This is a genomic window from Mesorhizobium bavaricum (assembly GCF_056781655.1).
The window spans coordinates 39,710-55,821 of the sequence record NZ_CM165566.1 but is presented as its reverse complement, the minus strand read 5'-3'; the positions used below and the strand labels follow the sequence as shown (position 1 = coordinate 55,821).

Below are 16,112 nucleotides of genomic sequence, written 5' to 3'. Positions count from 1 at the left end.
CCGACAAGCAAAATTGCCGTCGTACGCATCGCCCTAGAGGCGCGCGTCGAGTGATCCGGATTATTTGCAATCCAACGCTTGAGGGAGGCCCTTCCGGCCTCGTCAAATTTTCTGGTGCGAGGGATGCGAACGTCCTTCACGGAACTGCAGTGAGGACACGCTTCATTGATCTTTCGGCCGGATGGCGCTCAGGCCCAAAGGCAATTTTTGCAGCGAGCGACTTTGCGAATTTGAGTTGTGTGAAACGGCTGATGCTCCCGGCAGCCGCAACTCGTGGTGCGGCCGTGGCGAAGGTTCCCGGCGAGCGCAATCTTCTCGCCGCCGCAGGCACATTCGGCTCGAAACCGTCGGTCCTTCGTCCCTGCCGGGATGCCGAGGTCTTCGACAACCAGCAGTTTTCCGAACCGCTTTCTGACTATTGGTGTGCCTCTCATTGACGCAGTCCGTTGTAAGATTCTGTGCCTGGGATTGTAACCAATATGGTTACACAATGCACGTGAATAGTGCCATTTTGGGGGGCCAGACGACCCACTTGCTGATCGCCTGAAGGTCAGCCAGCGCGGCAGGCCCTTTCGTGAATTCTGGTGTCGATGACTGGCGCCTTCTCGGCCTCCCATAGGTCCAGCCACCATGCGCAGAGTTCCGCTTGGTAGCGGCCATCGGCTCTGCGCTTGCGTGGGCGCCTGATCTCCCGCTCGATCCAGCTGAGCCGGTCTTTCAGCGCCGGCCGATAAAGGAGGTGGCGGAAGGCGTCCGCGAGCTGCATGTCGAGGCCGTAATCGCCTGTGCAGCCGAGCGGCGAGCAGTCGCGGTGCCAGCTGCCCCACATGTCGAGGGCCTGGGTGATGGAGGGGCGCAGTTTGCGCCGATCCTCCTCGTCTTGGGGTATTTCTCTGGGGTGAAACATTGGGACTCCGTGGTGCGTACCATGAGCCTAGTTTGTAACCAAAATGGTTACAATGGGGTCAAGCTAAAAATACCGGCTGCGGCCATCCTTCCAGACCTTGACGGTGATCGTGTTCACGTAGGTCCCGACCTCGGCAAATGAGCCGTGAGGCAGATCGTTGAACCTGGCGTTCAGCTTCTCCATCAACGCCCGGAAGGCGATGGCCTTGCGCGTCTCGCGGAACTCAGTCCCGGCTGACATGATGGCGGCGAGGCAGCCGTCATCTTTCAGGAAGTCCAAGGCGTGGACGACGTGGTCGATATCGCGCTCCATGTCGAAGGGCGGGTTCATCACGATCCGATCGTAGAGCCCGGTGACCGAGGGGCGCAGCGACAGGAAGTCGGTGGCGTAGACCTTCCGATAGAGCCCCTGGGCCTGGAGCGCGCCGGCCAGCGCCGGTTGCAGTTCGACGCAATCAACCTGGTTGTCGAACCGGTACTCCTTGCGCCACCGCGCCATCGTGTGGGCTTGGCCATAGCCTGAGTGGTCGGAAAAGTCCTTGATGGTGGAGACGCAGCGCCGCGCCAGATTGCCGGTACCGGCGCTGGGCTCGAGGATGGTGAGCTGGGGCTTGTCGATCGGCTGGATCAAAGGGATGCCCTTGATCAGATCCTCGGCTGCGCCGTCCGGCGTCGGGAAAAAACCGAAGTTCCTGGCCGGCATGGTCTTCCTGTTGCGGAAGAGATCGTCGGGTTCCTTGGTCTGCGCGTCACCGATCACCTCGCCGTAATATTCGGCCAGCATCTTGTTGATCTTCTCGACCAGATCGTCGCGCGTGAACCAGAGATGGGCGTTGCCGTTCTTGTAGCCGACCACTTTGAAATACTCGCCGTGATGCTCGGACTGGTGGGGACCATATTTGCGCTCGTTCCTGATCTGGCCGATGATGCCGCCATAGGCCAGGCCGGGCTTTTGACCGTCCAGGATGCGAAAGGTCCGCTCGATGTCCTGCAGCGTGTCGGCGGTCCTGCCGTAGCTGAGCCCGCCGCTGTATTCGGCGAAGGCATTGGTGAGGATCACCCGGCCGCCGACCTTGAAACCGTCATGCGAGCGAAAGCGGCGATCGAGCGAGGAGAAGGCCACGGCGATGCCGCGCCGGAAGATCATCTCGGCTTCGCCGGCCCACTTGTCGATCGTGGCATAGATGTTGTCGACCGTGACCGGAGGGATGCCCTGCAGGTCGTTGAGGTTGACCAGTTCCCGGCTGTCTCCGCGCCCATGGCGCCAATTCTCGGGCACCCATGCCAGGCTATCGCGCAGCTCGTCCTTGGCCTTGCGGTCCATGAGCATGTCGAGCTCGGTCATCTGGATCAGGTAGTGCCAGCACGAAATATCGACCAGGCGGATGGCGGTGCGCAGATATTGGTCGCGGTCAGGCAGGGCCACGGCATGAAAGAACGCAGTGACCTCGCTGACGCCGCTTTGACGGTCGCCGTGGTAGCTGTTGGCAAAGTCACCGGCAGCGGCCCGCCACAAACCGGCGGCTTCCTTCAACACCTTGTCAGCGTCGGCGATCTTGTCGAATGCGCCCTGATAGGCGGCCACCGCGGCGTCTCGGAACGAAACGATCTGCTCGACGGTGTTGCGGGGGATCAACGCGTTCATGGCTTCTGCCCGACCGGCTTGGCGCTGGTCGCGCCGTGCATCTTCTGGAAGATGAAGACGTCTTTGCGCTCGATGACGATCTCGTAGCGCTTGCTGCCGTCGGGCAGGGTGAACTCGTATTCGGTGGGCTTGGCGGTCACTGGTCTGGTCTCCGTGGTAGGGCTTGGCGGGCGACGGGACCTCTCCTGCCGCCCTGTCGAAAGGGATGGTTTGCCTCTCAGTGCATCGCGCCTCCCTTGCAGGTTTCCTGGAGATCGAAAGCCATGTCGGCTTCTTCGGCCGCGATCTGGTCAACGCGGCGCTCGCGGCATCCAGGGCAGAGCCCGGTATCGTGCCACCGGCAGGGGTCGAGGCATTCGTCGCAGTAGAACATCGTTGGTCGGTCTCTGTGGGCGGGGGAATTACCTTGTAACCACAACAACTTAGAATGTAACCAAAATGGTTACAAGCAAAAGACGGAAAAGATAACCGCGAGCTGGCCGCATTTGCGGCCTTTCGGCAGGCTGTCCCTGTTGGTTTGCGGACTGAGCGCGTGCGGGGCAGGTTTGCGAAAAATTGCTGTGCTTTTACAAAATTGCTCAATTCGACAGGTTCGGTTCTGTACGTTTCGAACGTTGATGGCGGCGACTGGCTATGATTGATTTTCTGTTTTCGATCTGTGGGTGCGAGCCATGGAAGACCAACCAAAGAACAGTGTCTCGATTGAACACGTAGACGGCCAGTGGGCGGTGCAGATTTTCGAGAACGGTGCGGTTAGCCAGCGCCTTTTCGAGACCGAGCAATCTGCGCGAAATTTCGCTGCAGGTCAGTGGCTGAGGCTCAACCCCAAGCCGCTCCCGCCAAAGGGCCGGCATCGGCGTTTCGGTCGAATTTGATACGCATTTTTCCCAATTGCGTCGTCGCCGCCGCCGTGATTTTGTGCCTGCCTTGCTAAGTGGGGTGGGCCTTGATCGAAATTCGATATTACGTGTCGAAAGACGCGGCGCGTTGGAAAGTCCGATACGAGGACAAGGACTACCACTATGGGACGCATGAGATTGCCGTCTTGGCGGCGATCAAGGCTGCCCGCAGTGCAGTCTCAGAGGGCCATTCGGCTGAGGTGCTAGTCCAGGGCGTCGACAGCATATGGCGCACCGAATGGGCTGGCGAGCATAGCGCGGGGTAATACTTCTTCCCGGGTTGGGGGGGCGACTTTGCCCCTCATCGCCCCGGCTGGTGACTGTGAAGCCCCGCGCAGTCAGGCGTATCCCGCCACTGCTTTCAGAATAGCATCCATAAGCAGCGCCGTGGTCTTGTTCGGCGTCCTTTGGGTCGGCCTGGACCAGGGCCTTGTAGGTTTTCGGCAGTATTTTAACTGTTGCGGGCATTCTCTCTCTCCTCGACGGCATCAGTGGCCCGATTGGGCTGGCTGACCTTGTTGGTTGCGGTGTCAGCGCATGCGGGTCAGCTATTCAGAGGAACAAGCCGGCTCTTGCGAGGTTAAGGTCTTAGCGGAGGCGCATATGCTTGCGACTGTCGGCGCGGTGTTGGCTGCCAGGAATAACGAAGCCGAAATCATTGGTGTGATCGACCTCACGAGCCAGACGGAAGTCAAGCTCGATACCACTCGCCTCGGGAACGCCATCCAGTTCATCGCCAATGCATCGGTGCTTGGATATGACGTCCGGGCGGCTATGGTATTCTATGGCGAACCGGGTACGCCAAGCCTGAGGGCAAACGACTGCGAGCGGCTGTGGGCACAATATGGTGCTACCCTGCTGGATCATCGGCGTAAGAATGAAGCCTACATAAATGCCGGCGATGTAGAGGTTCTAGTCTGGGACCAAGATGACGGGACGTTCACCTTGACCGTTTCGCAAAAAGCCTTGGAGGACTACGCTTCTCGTAACGGCCTTACAGGCGACAACATGTCGATCTTCTATGCCGCATTTCCTGCGGTTATTGAGGTCGCGGACAAGCTACACGCGCTCTACGGGAAGCCAAGGAAGGTCCTTGTGAAAACCAGGGACCTGAACGGCTAGATCAGTCTTTTGACGCGCGCGGGGAAACTTCCCCTTCATCGATACGTTAGGCCTCCAGCTATGGAGGAATGTCATGGACGACGATCTGCGCCTGAAATTGAAGGAACTCAGCACCGGCATGCAAACCAGGGCGGCGGAACTTTCACTGCCCGGCGGCAACACAGATATTTCCGCGCTGATGTCGGGCATTGCAGTGACCCTTGAGGCGCTGCTGGTGATAGCCGAAGAGAGTAAGACGCCGCGATCCGGACCGTCAGTCGAGCCTCCGACTTCGCTATCTGATTGAAGCCAAATTGGTTGTAGGAGGTCAGTATGACTGATTTTGTCGTGACCACGATTGACGGAAGACAGCATCTCGGCCAGAGCGAAAATGCACCATTGGAAAGCCTTGTGGATCAGCTCAGTTCAAAAGGACACTTCGAGCTCGTTGTCGTTTCGGCAGAATTAGGCGCTCCTGGCAGCGAAACCAGCACCGTCTTTTTCAAGCACGGGATCATATCGATCAGTGAGAGAAAACCGGAGGCTGTGATCGCGCCAAGTCGGCCGATTGCTGGTTAAAAGACGAATGCGAGCTGGCCGGTCTTCTCCTGTCGCGAGGCAAAGCCGAGCGAAGCGAGGCCGGGAAGCGCGGCAATGAAACCGCCCGGCTGATAGGCAGGATCCTTGCGTCGATCCTCGCGCAAGCGTTCATCGGATGACTCGTGGCGCACCTTGCCGGTCCAGTGGCCGAAGCCGAACGGCGGGTTGTGGAGCTTGGCCTTCGCAAGCCGCTTGCCATTGCCATCGCTGAGCAGCGACTCCTCCATCACGATGGTCAGCATCTCGCCGACGTCCAGAGCCTCTTCGACGAACCAGCGCTCGCGGGAGAGCCCGCCGGTGGTGAAAGATCGAAACCCTGTCTCGCTGAAAAAGGGCTTGTCGAGGTCGATGACCTTGCCATGCAGTCCCGGCCCACCGAGCAGACCAGGGTATTCGACGTCGGTCCTGCAGCCGTGGATCATGAGCATGAACCGGCCCGGCTGGCCGTGCATCGGGATTTCGCCATGGGGCACGGCCAACTGCCTGCCGAGCCATGTCGATGCCGAGTTCCAGCAATCGAAGCGGGATCGGCCCCTCGGCGGCCATGAGCGACCAGTGCCGTCGGACCGCTCTTCGCGACCGCCATATTCAGGGATGCGGTATAGGGTCTCGACGCAGGCGTCGATCACCAGCTCGTAGAGGACGCGCGCTGGCTTGTCGCAAGCCATCATCGCCGCGTGGTAGTGGCCGAGCGCTTCCTGCGCGATCGAGACCAGATAGTCGTCTGGACCGTTGCGCAGCATGGCGACTATGTCGTCTTGCTCGCGGCGGCGCTCCTCGGCCTCGATCTGCCACGCGGCTTTCTTTGGTTCTTTCTTCGCCTTTGCCAGCATGTCCGGTCTCCGTGGTAGGGACGGTGTCAAAATGGTTACGAATGTCTCTTGACAGAAAGGGGGGTGGCGAGCTAAAAACGGGCAGCCTGATTCTTCTGTGCCGCTTCCCAACACCACCCGATTTTGATCAGCCAGTGATGGCGCGCGTACCCGCGCCGCCGTTGATCGGGCGATTGAACGTGGCGCGGTCACCGGCGGCCACACCGGCGTTGAAGGCGCTGCCGTCGCCCTTCATTCCGCCCCTCGCGGAGCCCTTGCGGAGCTTCAAGCCGATCTGGCCGAAGGCCTTGTTGACCAGCGCCATCTTGACGATGACCAGCGACTTGCCGCGACCATTCGGCCGCGCTGTCTGCTCGCGCTCATCCGAGAGCCGGTGAAGTCGCTCGTTGATGCGACTGATGCAGCCGACCATGAAGCCCTTCTGAACGTCCAAGGCCCGGCGCCGGCGCGATTGTAGCGCTCGGTCATGAAGCGAACTGTCTGGTTGCGGACGAACAGGTCCAGGCTTTCGACCAACCAGATCGCGAACTGGCGGTCCTGCTCCGTGCCGAAGAAAGTCATCGTGTCTTCCTTCCGCGAGAGCCACACTTTGCAGTCGCAATAGCGGCCGACTTCGATCGCCAGATGGTCCTTGATGACGTAGGTCTTGAAGTTGTCGCGCTTGGTTTTCTGCGCTGCGATCGTCTCGGCATCGAGCTCGATCTGCTCCTTCGTCAGGCCGTATTTGTCCATGAGTTCGCGGGCCTTCGCCATCGCCTCAAAAGCCTCGGCTTCGGTGGCGCCGGCGTCGGTGGTCTTGGCGAGCAAAGCCTTGATCTTGGCTGCCATCTTCTTCTGCTGTTCGGTCATGTCAGGTCTCCGTGGTAGGGTCGATGTAACCATTTTGGTTACAACCTGGGCAAAGTAAAGCGGAAATGCTTAGCGAGCGATCCGGTACATGCTGATCCGGCCGGCCCGGCGCATCGGAGCATAGACACGCTCGACCTGGCCGAGTTTCACCAGCGCATTGAGTTCGTTGCGGAAAGCCTTGTTGTCCTCGCGACCGGCTACGGCAGCGATGGCTACGGGCGCGAAATAGGCGCGGTCCATTCCGTCGGCTTCGGTCAGGGTCGAGAGGATGTCCATTTGATTGCTCAGGCTTGTTTTGTTGTTTGATATCAACAACTTAGCTTGTAACCAATCCGGTTACAAGTGGAAAGCGATCACGCAACAAAAAAAGTGAAGGCGTCGGCGTATGTTTCAGGGCGTTGTGCCGAAGGAATGCATCGCGCAGATCCTTCGCGTGTCCGAGGTCGACAAGTGGGGCAAGGTCTACAATTGCTGCTCGGGAACGTTCCGGTTTGAGCAGATCACGCTCGCCACTTTCCCCGGCGTCGAGATGTACTCGAACGACGTCAGCCTCTATTCCTCAGCCATAGCCGGCTTCGTGCTGGGCAAGCCTCTCGACTACGAGTTCCACGGCGCGCTCGACTTCGTGAATGAGTTCGATTTTCACGAGCCCGATCAGCGCCTGGCCGCGCTTGCCGTCGCATTCAATCTCGGCCGCTTCGTTGGCGGCAAGGCCAACGCCTACAAGACCAGCCACCGCACGCACCTGGTTGCGAACTTCGCCGGCTATGTCGAGCGCACCCTGGAGAAGGTGCGCAAGCTGCCGGGGATGCTGCCGATCAAGAGCTATTCGCCGCGCGACTGGATCCTGCATCTCGAGGAGGCCATCGACCGCAGGGCCGCGATTTTCTCGTACCCGCCGTTCTACAAGGGCGGCTACGAAAAGATGTTCGAGTTCCTGGCCGAGAACATCAAATGGGACGCGCCCAGGTATGAGCTGTTCGACCCGAAAGCGTTGCGCGGCCTCATCGAGCGCGTGCGCCAAGCAGGCGTCCCGTTCTGCATCCTGTCGGACCAGATTTACGAGGATCTGAAACCCGAGCTGGAGTTCGTCTCCGGCCGGGGCCATCCGCACTACTGCTACGTGTCGACGGGCAAGTCGTCCTACCTGCAGCTGGTGCCGCGGTCGGCGCCGTTCCGCTACAAGCCGATCGACCTCGACAAGATCAAGCCGGATTCGGTGGTGACCATCGGGCGGGCCGACGCGGCTCAGATGACGTTTCTGAAAGACGTCTACCTGAAAAAGGGCATCACCCACACGCCGGGCATGGTGAACTATCTGGTCCGCATCGACGACATGTTGGTCGGCGGCCTGATCTTCAACATGGACAAGTTCACGCGGCGGTCGATCTATCTGCTGTCGGATTTCTCGATTTCGCGTGAGGGCAGGCTGTCGAAGCTCGTCACCAGGCTCGCCTGCAATGGTGAGCTGCTGCGCTATCTGGGCAAACGCTTCATCGACCGCTTCGACAAGGTGCAGACGTCGGCGTTCTCGGACCATCCGGTCTCGATGAAATATCGCGGCATCTTCGAGCAGACCAAGCGTGACGAGATGAACGGGCCGGAAGGCAAGTTCAGGCTGCACTATGTCGGCGCCCGCATCGACGAGACGCCGCAACAAGCGTTCGAGTGGTGGTATGGCAAGCAGTTCAAGCGTTGACTGGAAAACCCTCGACCTCGAGGCGCGGCAGGTTGATCCGAAGACGCTCCGGCGTCGCGAGAAGAACGCCCATTACATGGCTCCGGCCATGTTCAAGCGGCTGGTCGAGAACGTCAAAATCGATGGCCGGCTGACCACCACGGTTCTGGCCTGCCAGGACAAGGACGGTTCTCTCGAGATCCTTTCCGGTCATCACCGCACCGCCGCCGCAATCGAGGCTGGACTGGCAATCGTGGATGCGCTCGTCATCACCACGCCGATGACCGAGAAGCGCAAAGTCGCGATCCAGCTCAGCCATAACTCGATCAACGGCGAGGACGACGCCTCGCTGCTCGCCCAGCTCTACGCCTCGCTCGACATCGATGCCAAGAAGTTCTCAGGTCTCGATGACACCGTGCTCTCTGGCGACAAGGGACCAGGTGCCGCAGCGCTTGGCGGGGCGAACATCAAATACGACGAACTGCTATTCTCCTTCCTGCCGGAGGAGCGCGCGCAGTTCGAGATCGAAATGGAGGCACTGGCCAAAAGGGCCAAGCGCTTCTTCCGCGTCCATGCCGCGCCGCAGTCGGGTTTCGACCCCTTCTTCGACGCCATCGTTCGCACCAAGCAGCAGCTCAACATCGTCAACTCGGGCATCGCGCTTTCAGTTATGGCGCGCCTTGCCGGCGAGCGGCTGGATCAACTCGAAGCCGAAGCCGAAGCGGAGGACAAACCAGATGCGGCATGAACTGCCCAACCTTCTCGGCGCGTTCTCCGAGCCTGGCAATCCGCAGGCCGGCCCGTCTTTCAGCGCGCCTTTCGGGATCGTCAGCGCGATCCTCATGCTCGGCGTCCTCGCCTGTCTCGCACGCGTCCTGTCGGTGTGATCCAGATGCATTGCGGTAAGCGTAGCACTGTGTCGGTGGTCAGCATGGCCGCGGCAGTCAAGCATTCGGGTCGGTTTGCGAATTTGCGCAAGTTCGCCGATCGCATGGCCAGCAAGGCTTTGCACGATGGTTTGGCCGTCTGCATCTCCCCTCGCGGTACGGTGTTCATGGGGTGGGATTTGGCGGGCAAAAAAAAGAGCGCCCCCGAACAACTCGAACACTCGCGGGCGCGAGTCGTCCGATGATCAAGATGAAGGGCACTGCCACCAGCTCGAAGCCGAAGGCAAAAGCAAAGCCCGAGCCGGTTGCGGCTGCTCCTGCAGCGCCGTCGGCGAAGGTGAAAAAAAAGCCGGCGCCAAAGCGCAAGGCCGGCAAGGCGAAGGCTAAACCCGCCGCGCCGAAACCGGCACCGCAGGCACAGGCCAAGGTCGATCCCAAGCCCGCTCCCACGCCGGAACAGGCGCACAAGGGCGGCAACCCGCCGAAGCTCACCAAGGCCGATATCGCCAAGGTGATCGAGGTGATGCGCCAGTGCGGCGGCATCAAGACGGCTGCTGCCGAGCGGCTGAACGTCGGTCGCACGACGCTCTACGCGTTCCTGAACGAGCACCCCGAGGTGCAGGACGCGATCCAGGAGATCGACGAGGACATCAAGGACCTCACCGAAATCCAGATCATCAAGGCCATTCGCGCCGGCGAGATGAACACCGTGCGCTGGTTTGCCGAGATGAAGATGAAGGATCGCGGCTACGTCCGCCGCGTCGAGACTACCGGCAAAGACGGCGGCCCGGTCGAGACATTGCAGAAATTGGACCTGTCCAAACTCAGCGATGAAGAATTGGAAATCATGTACAGGGCCGCCGAGCGACGGGAGAACGGCGCTTCGCAAGGGTGATGTGAATGGCGCAAAGAGTTGCCGCCGTTCAGCCACCGTCGTTCCTGGACTTGGCGATTGAGCGAGACCGTCGCAAGTCAAAGGGCTCGTTCGCCGAGTTCGTCAAGATCGCGTGGCTCGAACTGGAGCCCGAGACGCCGCTGGTCTGGAACTGGCACATGCAGGTGGTCTGCGACCATCTGCAGGCGCTGGTCGAGGGGAAGTTTCTCGAACTCGGGCTGCGCAACCGTCTCGTCATCAACGTGCCGCCCGGCACCTCGAAATCGCTTCTCGTCTCGGTGCTGTTGCAGGCCTGGGAGTGGGGACCGGCTGGCCGCCCGGGCATGCGGTATCTGTCGACGGCCTACAACGACGGGCCGGTAAACCGCGACACCCGCAAGTGCCGCGATCTGATCCTGTCGCGCTGGTACCAGGAGCGCTGGCCGGAGGTTCATCTCAGCCGCCGGGCCGAGACGTCTTTTGCCAACGACAACACCGGCACACGCGAAGGCGTTTCCTTCGGGTCTCTGACCTCGCAGCGCGGCGATCGGCTGATCATCGACGATCCGCACTCGACCGAGACGGCGGAATCGGCGAACGAGCGCACCGCCACGACACGCAAATTTCGCGAAGGCGCGCAAAACCGCCTGAACGACCAGAAGCGCAGCGTGATCATCGTCATCATGCAGCGCCTGCATGAGGCGGACGTGACCGGCGTCATCCTCGACGGCCAGATGGATTATGTTCATCTCTGCCTGCCGATGCAGTTCGAGCCGGATCGCTGCTGCTACACGCCGATCAAGGTCGCCAGTTCTGTCGGTGATCCGATCCTGGCGCGCTACGACGCGGCCAAGCAGCATTGGTATGGCGAGAACGACAATCTGCCGGACGAGCGCCGGGCGGAAATCGAGGCGATCAAGCTCCAGCGGGTCTGGCGGCAGGATCCTCGCACCGTAGACGGCGAAATCCTCGATCCGGTGCGCTTCCCGCCCGATGAGTTGAAGCAGCTCTATAACGACATGACGTCGTATGCCGTGGCTGGCCAGTATCAGCAGCGGCCAGCACCGCGCGCCGGCGGCATGTTCCAGCGCGCATGGTTCGAGGGGCATTTCGTCAGGGCAGCGCCGAAGGGCACGGTCTGGGTCCGCCATTGGGACCTGGCCGGCACTCGAGGCGGCACTGGCGCGCGCACCGCTGGCGTCAAGCTCGGCCGCGATCCGGAAGGCCGCTACTACGTGGGCCATGTCGTCACGCTGCGCGAGGAAGGCAAGTCGGTCCGCAAGACCATCGAGACGCAAGCCACGCTCGACGGCAAGACGGTCCACATCAGCCTGCCCCAGGATCCCGGTCAGGCCGGCAAGGCGCAGGTGCAGGACTATGTCGCCCAGCTCGCCGGCTACAAGGTCCATGCCGAGGGCGAAACCGGCGACAAGGTCACGCGCGCCGAGCCGTTCGCGGCGCAGTGCGAGCACGGCAACGTCTACATCGTCGAGTGTGAGTGGAACACGCTCTATCTCGATGAACTCTGCCTGTTCCCAGCTTCCAAGCTGATGGACCAGGTCGATGCATCTTCCGGCGCCTTTACGAGGCTGCTCAACATCAAGGGGGCCATGGTGATCAGCGACGACGTTCTTCGGCGCGCTGCCCAGCCCGGGCCGCGATGATCAAGAGCATTATCCGCGCCTGGCGCGCTCTGGGCGAAAAGCCCGTTGCCGCGCCGGTACCGCCGCCGGCTGCAGCTCCTCCTGGTGCACGTCCACCCGTGCGCATTTCGGATGCGATGCTTTCGGCGCTGAGGGCGCAGAAGGACGCGCCGGCGCAAGCCGTGCAGGTGTTCGCCCTGCCGCAGCACCCGTCAAGCGTTCTGCCGGAGGGCGCCAAGGGCCTCGCCATGGACAGCGCCATCGGCGGCGTCCAGACGTGGGCCAATGGCTTTGCACTTAGCGGCTATTTCACCGAGGGCATCACGTTCCTCGGCTATGCCTATCTGTCGGAACTGGCGCAGCGCCCGGAATACCGGGTAATCTCAGAGACCATCGCCAGCGAGATGACGCGCAAGTGGATCCGCTTCACCTCGAACGACGGCGACGATAAGTCGACCAAGATCAAGGAGCTGGAGGCCGAGTTCAAGCGCCTCAACGTGCGCGACCTGTTCTGCCGCGCCGCCGAGCAGGACGGCTTCTTCGGCCGCGGTCATATCTACATCGACACCGGCGACACGGATAATCCCGACGAGCTGCAGAAGCCGATCGGGACTGGCTGGGACAAGCTCAGCATTGCCAAGTTCGCGAAAAAGCCGATCGAGGCGCTGCGCACCGTCGAGGCGGTCTGGTGCTACCCGACGGCCTACAACTCGAACGATCCGCTGAAAGACAACTGGTACCGGCCTGACAGCTGGTATGTGCAGGCCAAGATCGTCCACACCACGCGCCTGATCACCTTCATCGGCCGCGAAGTGCCCGACCTGTTGAAGCCGACCTATTCGTTCGGCGGCCTGTCGCTGTCGCAGATGGTGAAGCCGTATGTCGATAACTGGCTGGAGACGCGCCAGTCGGTGAACGAGATCATCAGCGCCTTTACGGTGTTCGTGCTCGCCACCAATCTCCAGGAGACGCTGCAGGGGGACGGCGACCAGATCTTCAAGCGCGCCGAGCTGTTCAACCTGGTGCGATCCAATCGCGGCCTGATGATGGTCGACAAGGACACCGAGGATTTCAAGAACGTCGCGGTCTCGCTCGCCGGCCTCGATATGCTCCAGGCGCAGTCGCAGGAGCACATGGCGTCGGTCAGCCACATTCCGCTGGTCAAGCTGCTAGGCACTCAGCCGGCGGGCCTGAACGCCTCGTCCGAGGGCGAGCTGCGCTCGTTCAACGACTATGTGCACTCGTACCAGGAGCATCTGTTTAGGCAGCCGCTGCACCGCCTCATGGGGCTGGTGATGATCTCGCTTTGGGGCACGCGCGACGAGGGCATCGACTTCGAGTTTGAAAAGCTCTGGGGCCTCGACGAAAAGGAAGCCGCCGACGTTGAGAAGACCAAGGCCGAGCGCGACCAGATCCTGATCGATACCGGCGTGATCTCACCAGAGGAATCGCGCAAGCGCGTCGCTGCCGATCCGGACTCGGATTTCTCCTCGATCGACGTCGACGACTTGCCCGACCTGATCGACGAGGAAGATGACGGCCTGGCGCCGAAGGGCGGCACGATGATCAAGGATCTAGGCAAACCCGGGGAAGAGAAGGACGTGGCAGCATGAACGAGGCGCGCGAAATCCGGCTCAGGCTGCTCGAAATGGTAGGCCGCGAAGGCTTCTATCCGGAGACCATCATCGAAACCGTCCTCAACTTGGAACGGTTTGTCATGGACGCCGTCGGTGCTGAGTTGAAGAAATGTGAGGACAGCATAGCTCTTGGTGCGCGCGCAAGTGACTCAAGCCCGGCCTTGTCGGCCGCGTCAAGTTCCTGAAGGGATTATCCATTGAACCGCAAGCCCTAGCACCGACAAAGCCATTGCGACGGTAGCCAACCATCCCAAAGTTCGCAGCCAACCCTGCACAGGAAACTCGCCCATGATTTCGGAACGCCCCGTCATCAGCATCATCACCACCATCACTGGGACTGCGCATATGCCATTGATGACGGCACTCCAATAAAGTGCCTTGATTGGATCGATTGGCGTGAACATGATCCCCATTCCGAGCACGGTCGCCGCGGCTAAGGTCGCATAAAACGCCATCGCGTCCTTGGGTTTGCGTTCCAGCCCTACTGGCCACCGGCAGGACTCACCCACGGCGAAAGCAGCCGAACCAGCGAGAACCGGCACCGCCAGCAAACCCGTCCCGATTATCCCCATCGCGAAGAGCATAAAGGCGAACTTGCCTGCAACCGGCTCGAGGGCTTTGGCTGCATCAGTGGAGGAGTTAATGTCAGTCACTCCCGCCCTGTGCAGGGTGGCGGCCGTTGTGACGATGATCGCAATCGCTATCAGGTTCGAAAATGTCATGCCGACCAGGGTATCAGCGCGAATACGCTTGAAGGCGGAAGATGCTTGCCATGGCGCCCATTTCAAAGGCTTGGCCGTCGGATCCACTTTCTCCTCCTGCACCTCCTGCGAGGATTGCCAGAAGAACAGATAGGGGGAAATCGTCGTGCCAAGAATGGCCACAAGAGTTGTGAGATAAGAACCGTTCCATTCCAGGTGCGGGACAACAATGCCTTTCAGAGCCTCTCCCCAGGGGATGTGCGCCATGAACGCTGCCGCGACGTAGGCGAAGAGGCTGAGGGTCGTCCATTTCAGAATCGTGACATATCGACTGTAGTCGAGAAAGACGATTGCCCCGATAGATGCCATTCCGAACCCGACCACGTAGAGCGAACTGGGGCCACCCACCAGCAATCGGAGCGCTTCAGCCATGGCGCTGAGGTCTGCGCCGATATTGATCGTATTGGCCACGAACAGCAACACGACCACAAAATTCATCAGCGCCGCAGGATAGTGTCGACACAAATTTCCAGAAATACCTCGACCTGTCGTCCGACCAATCCGCGCTGCAATCTCCTGGATCGCAGCCATAAGCGGAAACGTGAATAGCATTGTCCAGCCGATATCGAACCCCAGTTGAGCTCCTGCCTGGCTGTAGGTACCGATACCCGAAGGATCGTCGTCCGAAGCGCCCGTAATAAAGCCGGGCCCGATTGTGCGCAGAAGTCGCTGGAACGGTCCCCGTCTGTTGACCTGTTTCTCAGTGAGCTCAGCGACTATATCGCCCATGGCATCACTCCACCCCAACCCCAGTGCAGTCGCGCATCGTTCAACCTCGCATAGAGTTACTAGTTCCGGGGGCGTTCCTCTTTCTCGCAAGGGCGGATTTTAGCAGGTGTGGCAAATTCAAAGGCGCGTGATAATGCTGAGGGATGATCACGCTCAACCTGTGGGAACTCCTCAAAGCGCAGACGCCCGACGATCGCGAGATCGCCGAGACGCTGAGGGATCGTGATGTCCAGCCTGCAAGCTCGAAGGACAGCCAAGCGGAACGAAAAGGTTCTGCGCCCGGTCCGGCCAAACGCCGGGATTAGGGCGGCCTACCAAGGCAGGCTGACGCGCCTCGTCGAGGCCATGAGCGATAGCGTGGTCTACTGGCTGCGCGCCTCCTACCGGGCCAATACGCCCCGTATGGCGCAGGACGAGACGCCGGCGGATGCGCTGCGCCGGTCGATCCGCAAACTCGCCGCGCAGTGGACCAAGCGCTTCGACGTGGCGTCCGACCAGCTGGGCGACTATTTCGCATTGTCGGTGGAGAAACGGTCCAGCGACGCATTGCGCAAGATCCTGCGCGATGGCGGCATCTCGGTCGAGTTCAAGATGACGACTGCCATGCGAGACGTAGTGGACGCCACGATCCACGCCAATGTGGCGCTGATCAAGTCGATCCCATCGCAGTATTTCGACCAGGTTGAAGGCATCGTCATGCGAGGCGTGCAGACGGGCCGCGATCTCGGTCAGGTCACCAAGGACCTGGAGGGCAGGCTTGGCGTCGCCAGGCGCCGCGCCGCCTTCATCGCGCTCGACCAGAACAACAAGGCGACAGCGGCATTCACCAAGGTGCGGCTGACAGAAGTCGGCGTCAGCGAGGCCATATGGATGAACAGTGGCGGCGGCAAAGAGCCCCGCCCGACGCATCTTAAGGCCGGGCGTGCAGGCAGGCGCTATACCATTTCCGAGGGCTGGCTAGACCCTGCCGTCGGACGGCACATTCAACCGGGCGAGCTGATCAACTGCCGATGCGTCGGCAAGCCGGTCATCAAGGGTTTCTCCTAGGGTCAAAACCAATCAGCAGGCGC

At 60.7% G+C, this 16,112-nt stretch carries 22 protein-coding genes; 14 read left to right on the top strand and 8 right to left on the bottom strand.

Going from position 1 to position 16,112, the window contains the following annotated elements; genetic code table 11:
• Positions 1-149 precede the first annotated feature (149 nt).
• Positions 150-437, top strand: coding sequence for a hypothetical protein (locus AC1RZR_RS00340; RefSeq protein WP_481827302.1), 288 nt, complete (start codon positions 150-152; stop codon positions 435-437).
• A 113-nt stretch (positions 438-550) separates the two neighbouring features.
• Here AC1RZR_RS00340 and AC1RZR_RS00335 read toward each other — a convergent pair whose 3' ends face one another.
• The 3 genes from AC1RZR_RS00335 to AC1RZR_RS00325 all read right to left on the bottom strand — a co-directional run bounded on the left by AC1RZR_RS00335 (position 551) and on the right by AC1RZR_RS00325 (position 2,691).
• Positions 551-907, bottom strand: coding sequence for a hypothetical protein (locus AC1RZR_RS00335; protein WP_481827301.1), 357 nt, complete (start codon positions 905-907; stop codon positions 551-553).
• Between the two features lie 63 nt (positions 908-970).
• On the bottom strand, positions 971-2,551 hold the full coding sequence (locus AC1RZR_RS00330; RefSeq protein WP_481827300.1) for a DUF4942 domain-containing protein: 1,581 nt from the start codon (positions 2,549-2,551) through the stop codon (positions 971-973).
• Complete coding sequence (locus tag AC1RZR_RS00325; RefSeq protein WP_481827299.1) at positions 2,548-2,691, bottom strand: hypothetical protein; 144 nt, start codon at positions 2,689-2,691, stop codon at positions 2,548-2,550. Before AC1RZR_RS00325 ends, AC1RZR_RS00330 begins: the two co-directional genes overlap by 4 nt.
• An 806-nt stretch (positions 2,692-3,497) precedes the next feature.
• On the opposite strand from AC1RZR_RS00325, the gene AC1RZR_RS00320 reads away from it, so the two are divergent.
• From AC1RZR_RS00320 to AC1RZR_RS00305, 4 genes are all read left to right on the top strand, one after another.
• Positions 3,498-3,716 (top strand): hypothetical protein, encoded by a 219-nt coding sequence (locus tag AC1RZR_RS00320; protein WP_481827298.1) that lies wholly within the window; start codon positions 3,498-3,500, stop codon positions 3,714-3,716.
• A 271-nt stretch (positions 3,717-3,987) separates the two neighbouring features.
• Positions 3,988-4,572: a hypothetical protein gene (locus AC1RZR_RS00315; protein ID WP_481827297.1), complete on the top strand. Its 585-nt coding sequence runs from the start codon at positions 3,988-3,990 to the stop codon at positions 4,570-4,572.
• A gap of 73 nt (positions 4,573-4,645) precedes the next feature.
• Positions 4,646-4,858: a hypothetical protein gene (locus AC1RZR_RS00310; RefSeq protein WP_481827296.1), complete on the top strand. Its 213-nt coding sequence runs from the start codon at positions 4,646-4,648 to the stop codon at positions 4,856-4,858.
• 26 nt (positions 4,859-4,884) lie between these two features.
• Positions 4,885-5,130: a hypothetical protein gene (locus tag AC1RZR_RS00305; RefSeq protein ID WP_481827295.1), complete on the top strand. Its 246-nt coding sequence runs from the start codon at positions 4,885-4,887 to the stop codon at positions 5,128-5,130.
• Here the strand turns inward: AC1RZR_RS00305 and AC1RZR_RS00300 are convergent.
• From AC1RZR_RS00300 to AC1RZR_RS00285, 4 genes are all read right to left on the bottom strand, one after another.
• On the bottom strand, positions 5,127-5,984 hold the full coding sequence (locus tag AC1RZR_RS00300; protein WP_481827294.1) for a hypothetical protein: 858 nt from the start codon (positions 5,982-5,984) through the stop codon (positions 5,127-5,129). The genes AC1RZR_RS00305 and AC1RZR_RS00300 overlap by 4 nt on opposite strands.
• A gap of 127 nt (positions 5,985-6,111) precedes the next feature.
• Positions 6,112-6,288 carry a hypothetical protein gene (locus AC1RZR_RS00295; protein WP_481827293.1) on the bottom strand — a complete coding sequence of 59 codons (177 nt, stop codon included), beginning with the start codon at positions 6,286-6,288 and terminating at the stop codon, positions 6,112-6,114.
• Positions 6,249-6,833, bottom strand: coding sequence for a DUF2786 domain-containing protein (locus tag AC1RZR_RS00290; protein ID WP_481827292.1), 585 nt, complete (start codon positions 6,831-6,833; stop codon positions 6,249-6,251). The genes AC1RZR_RS00295 and AC1RZR_RS00290 overlap by 40 nt, the downstream gene beginning before the upstream one ends.
• Positions 6,834-6,902: 69 nt before the next feature.
• On the bottom strand, positions 6,903-7,109 hold the full coding sequence (locus tag AC1RZR_RS00285) for a hypothetical protein (RefSeq protein WP_481827291.1): 207 nt from the start codon (positions 7,107-7,109) through the stop codon (positions 6,903-6,905).
• 109 nt (positions 7,110-7,218) lie between these two features.
• Here AC1RZR_RS00285 and AC1RZR_RS00280 point away from each other — a divergent pair, with 109 nt between their 5' ends.
• From AC1RZR_RS00280 to AC1RZR_RS00250, 7 genes are all read left to right on the top strand, one after another.
• Positions 7,219-8,532 (top strand): putative antirestriction adenine methyltransferase, encoded by a 1,314-nt coding sequence (locus AC1RZR_RS00280; protein ID WP_481827290.1) that lies wholly within the window; start codon positions 7,219-7,221, stop codon positions 8,530-8,532.
• A complete protein-coding gene (locus AC1RZR_RS00275) occupies positions 8,510-9,259 on the top strand; it encodes a ParB/RepB/Spo0J family partition protein (protein ID WP_481827289.1) in 750 nt (249 codons plus the stop codon). The genes AC1RZR_RS00280 and AC1RZR_RS00275 overlap by 23 nt, the downstream gene beginning before the upstream one ends.
• Positions 9,249-9,398, top strand: coding sequence for a hypothetical protein (locus AC1RZR_RS00270; protein WP_481827288.1), 150 nt, complete (start codon positions 9,249-9,251; stop codon positions 9,396-9,398). The genes AC1RZR_RS00275 and AC1RZR_RS00270 overlap by 11 nt, the downstream gene beginning before the upstream one ends.
• 172 nt (positions 9,399-9,570) lie before the next feature.
• Entirely contained in the window at positions 9,571-10,293 is a 723-nt protein-coding gene (locus tag AC1RZR_RS00265; RefSeq protein ID WP_481827287.1) for a helix-turn-helix domain-containing protein, read from the top strand.
• A 5-nt stretch (positions 10,294-10,298) separates the two neighbouring features.
• The gene (terL, locus tag AC1RZR_RS00260; protein WP_481827286.1) at positions 10,299-11,936 is read left to right on the top strand and encodes a phage terminase large subunit; all 1,638 of its coding nucleotides are present in this window, start codon (positions 10,299-10,301) and stop codon (positions 11,934-11,936) included.
• A complete protein-coding gene (locus tag AC1RZR_RS00255) occupies positions 11,933-13,528 on the top strand; it encodes a DUF1073 domain-containing protein (RefSeq protein ID WP_481827285.1) in 1,596 nt (531 codons plus the stop codon). Before terL ends, AC1RZR_RS00255 begins: the two co-directional genes overlap by 4 nt.
• Positions 13,525-13,737 (top strand): hypothetical protein, encoded by a 213-nt coding sequence (locus AC1RZR_RS00250; RefSeq protein WP_481827284.1) that lies wholly within the window; start codon positions 13,525-13,527, stop codon positions 13,735-13,737. Before AC1RZR_RS00255 ends, AC1RZR_RS00250 begins: the two co-directional genes overlap by 4 nt.
• On the opposite strand, the gene AC1RZR_RS00245 is transcribed toward AC1RZR_RS00250, so the two are convergent.
• A complete protein-coding gene (locus AC1RZR_RS00245; protein WP_481827283.1) occupies positions 13,726-15,042 on the bottom strand; it encodes an NRAMP family divalent metal transporter in 1,317 nt (438 codons plus the stop codon). The genes AC1RZR_RS00250 and AC1RZR_RS00245 overlap by 12 nt on opposite strands.
• Positions 15,043-15,185: 143 nt before the next feature.
• Here AC1RZR_RS00245 and AC1RZR_RS00240 point away from each other — a divergent pair, with 143 nt between their 5' ends.
• The gene (locus tag AC1RZR_RS00240; RefSeq protein WP_481827282.1) at positions 15,186-15,347 is read left to right on the top strand and encodes a hypothetical protein; all 162 of its coding nucleotides are present in this window, start codon (positions 15,186-15,188) and stop codon (positions 15,345-15,347) included.
• Positions 15,348-15,387: 40 nt separating this feature from the next.
• Positions 15,388-16,089: a phage head morphogenesis protein gene (locus AC1RZR_RS00235; RefSeq protein ID WP_481827281.1), complete on the top strand. Its 702-nt coding sequence runs from the start codon at positions 15,388-15,390 to the stop codon at positions 16,087-16,089.
• Positions 16,090-16,112 lie beyond the last annotated feature (23 nt).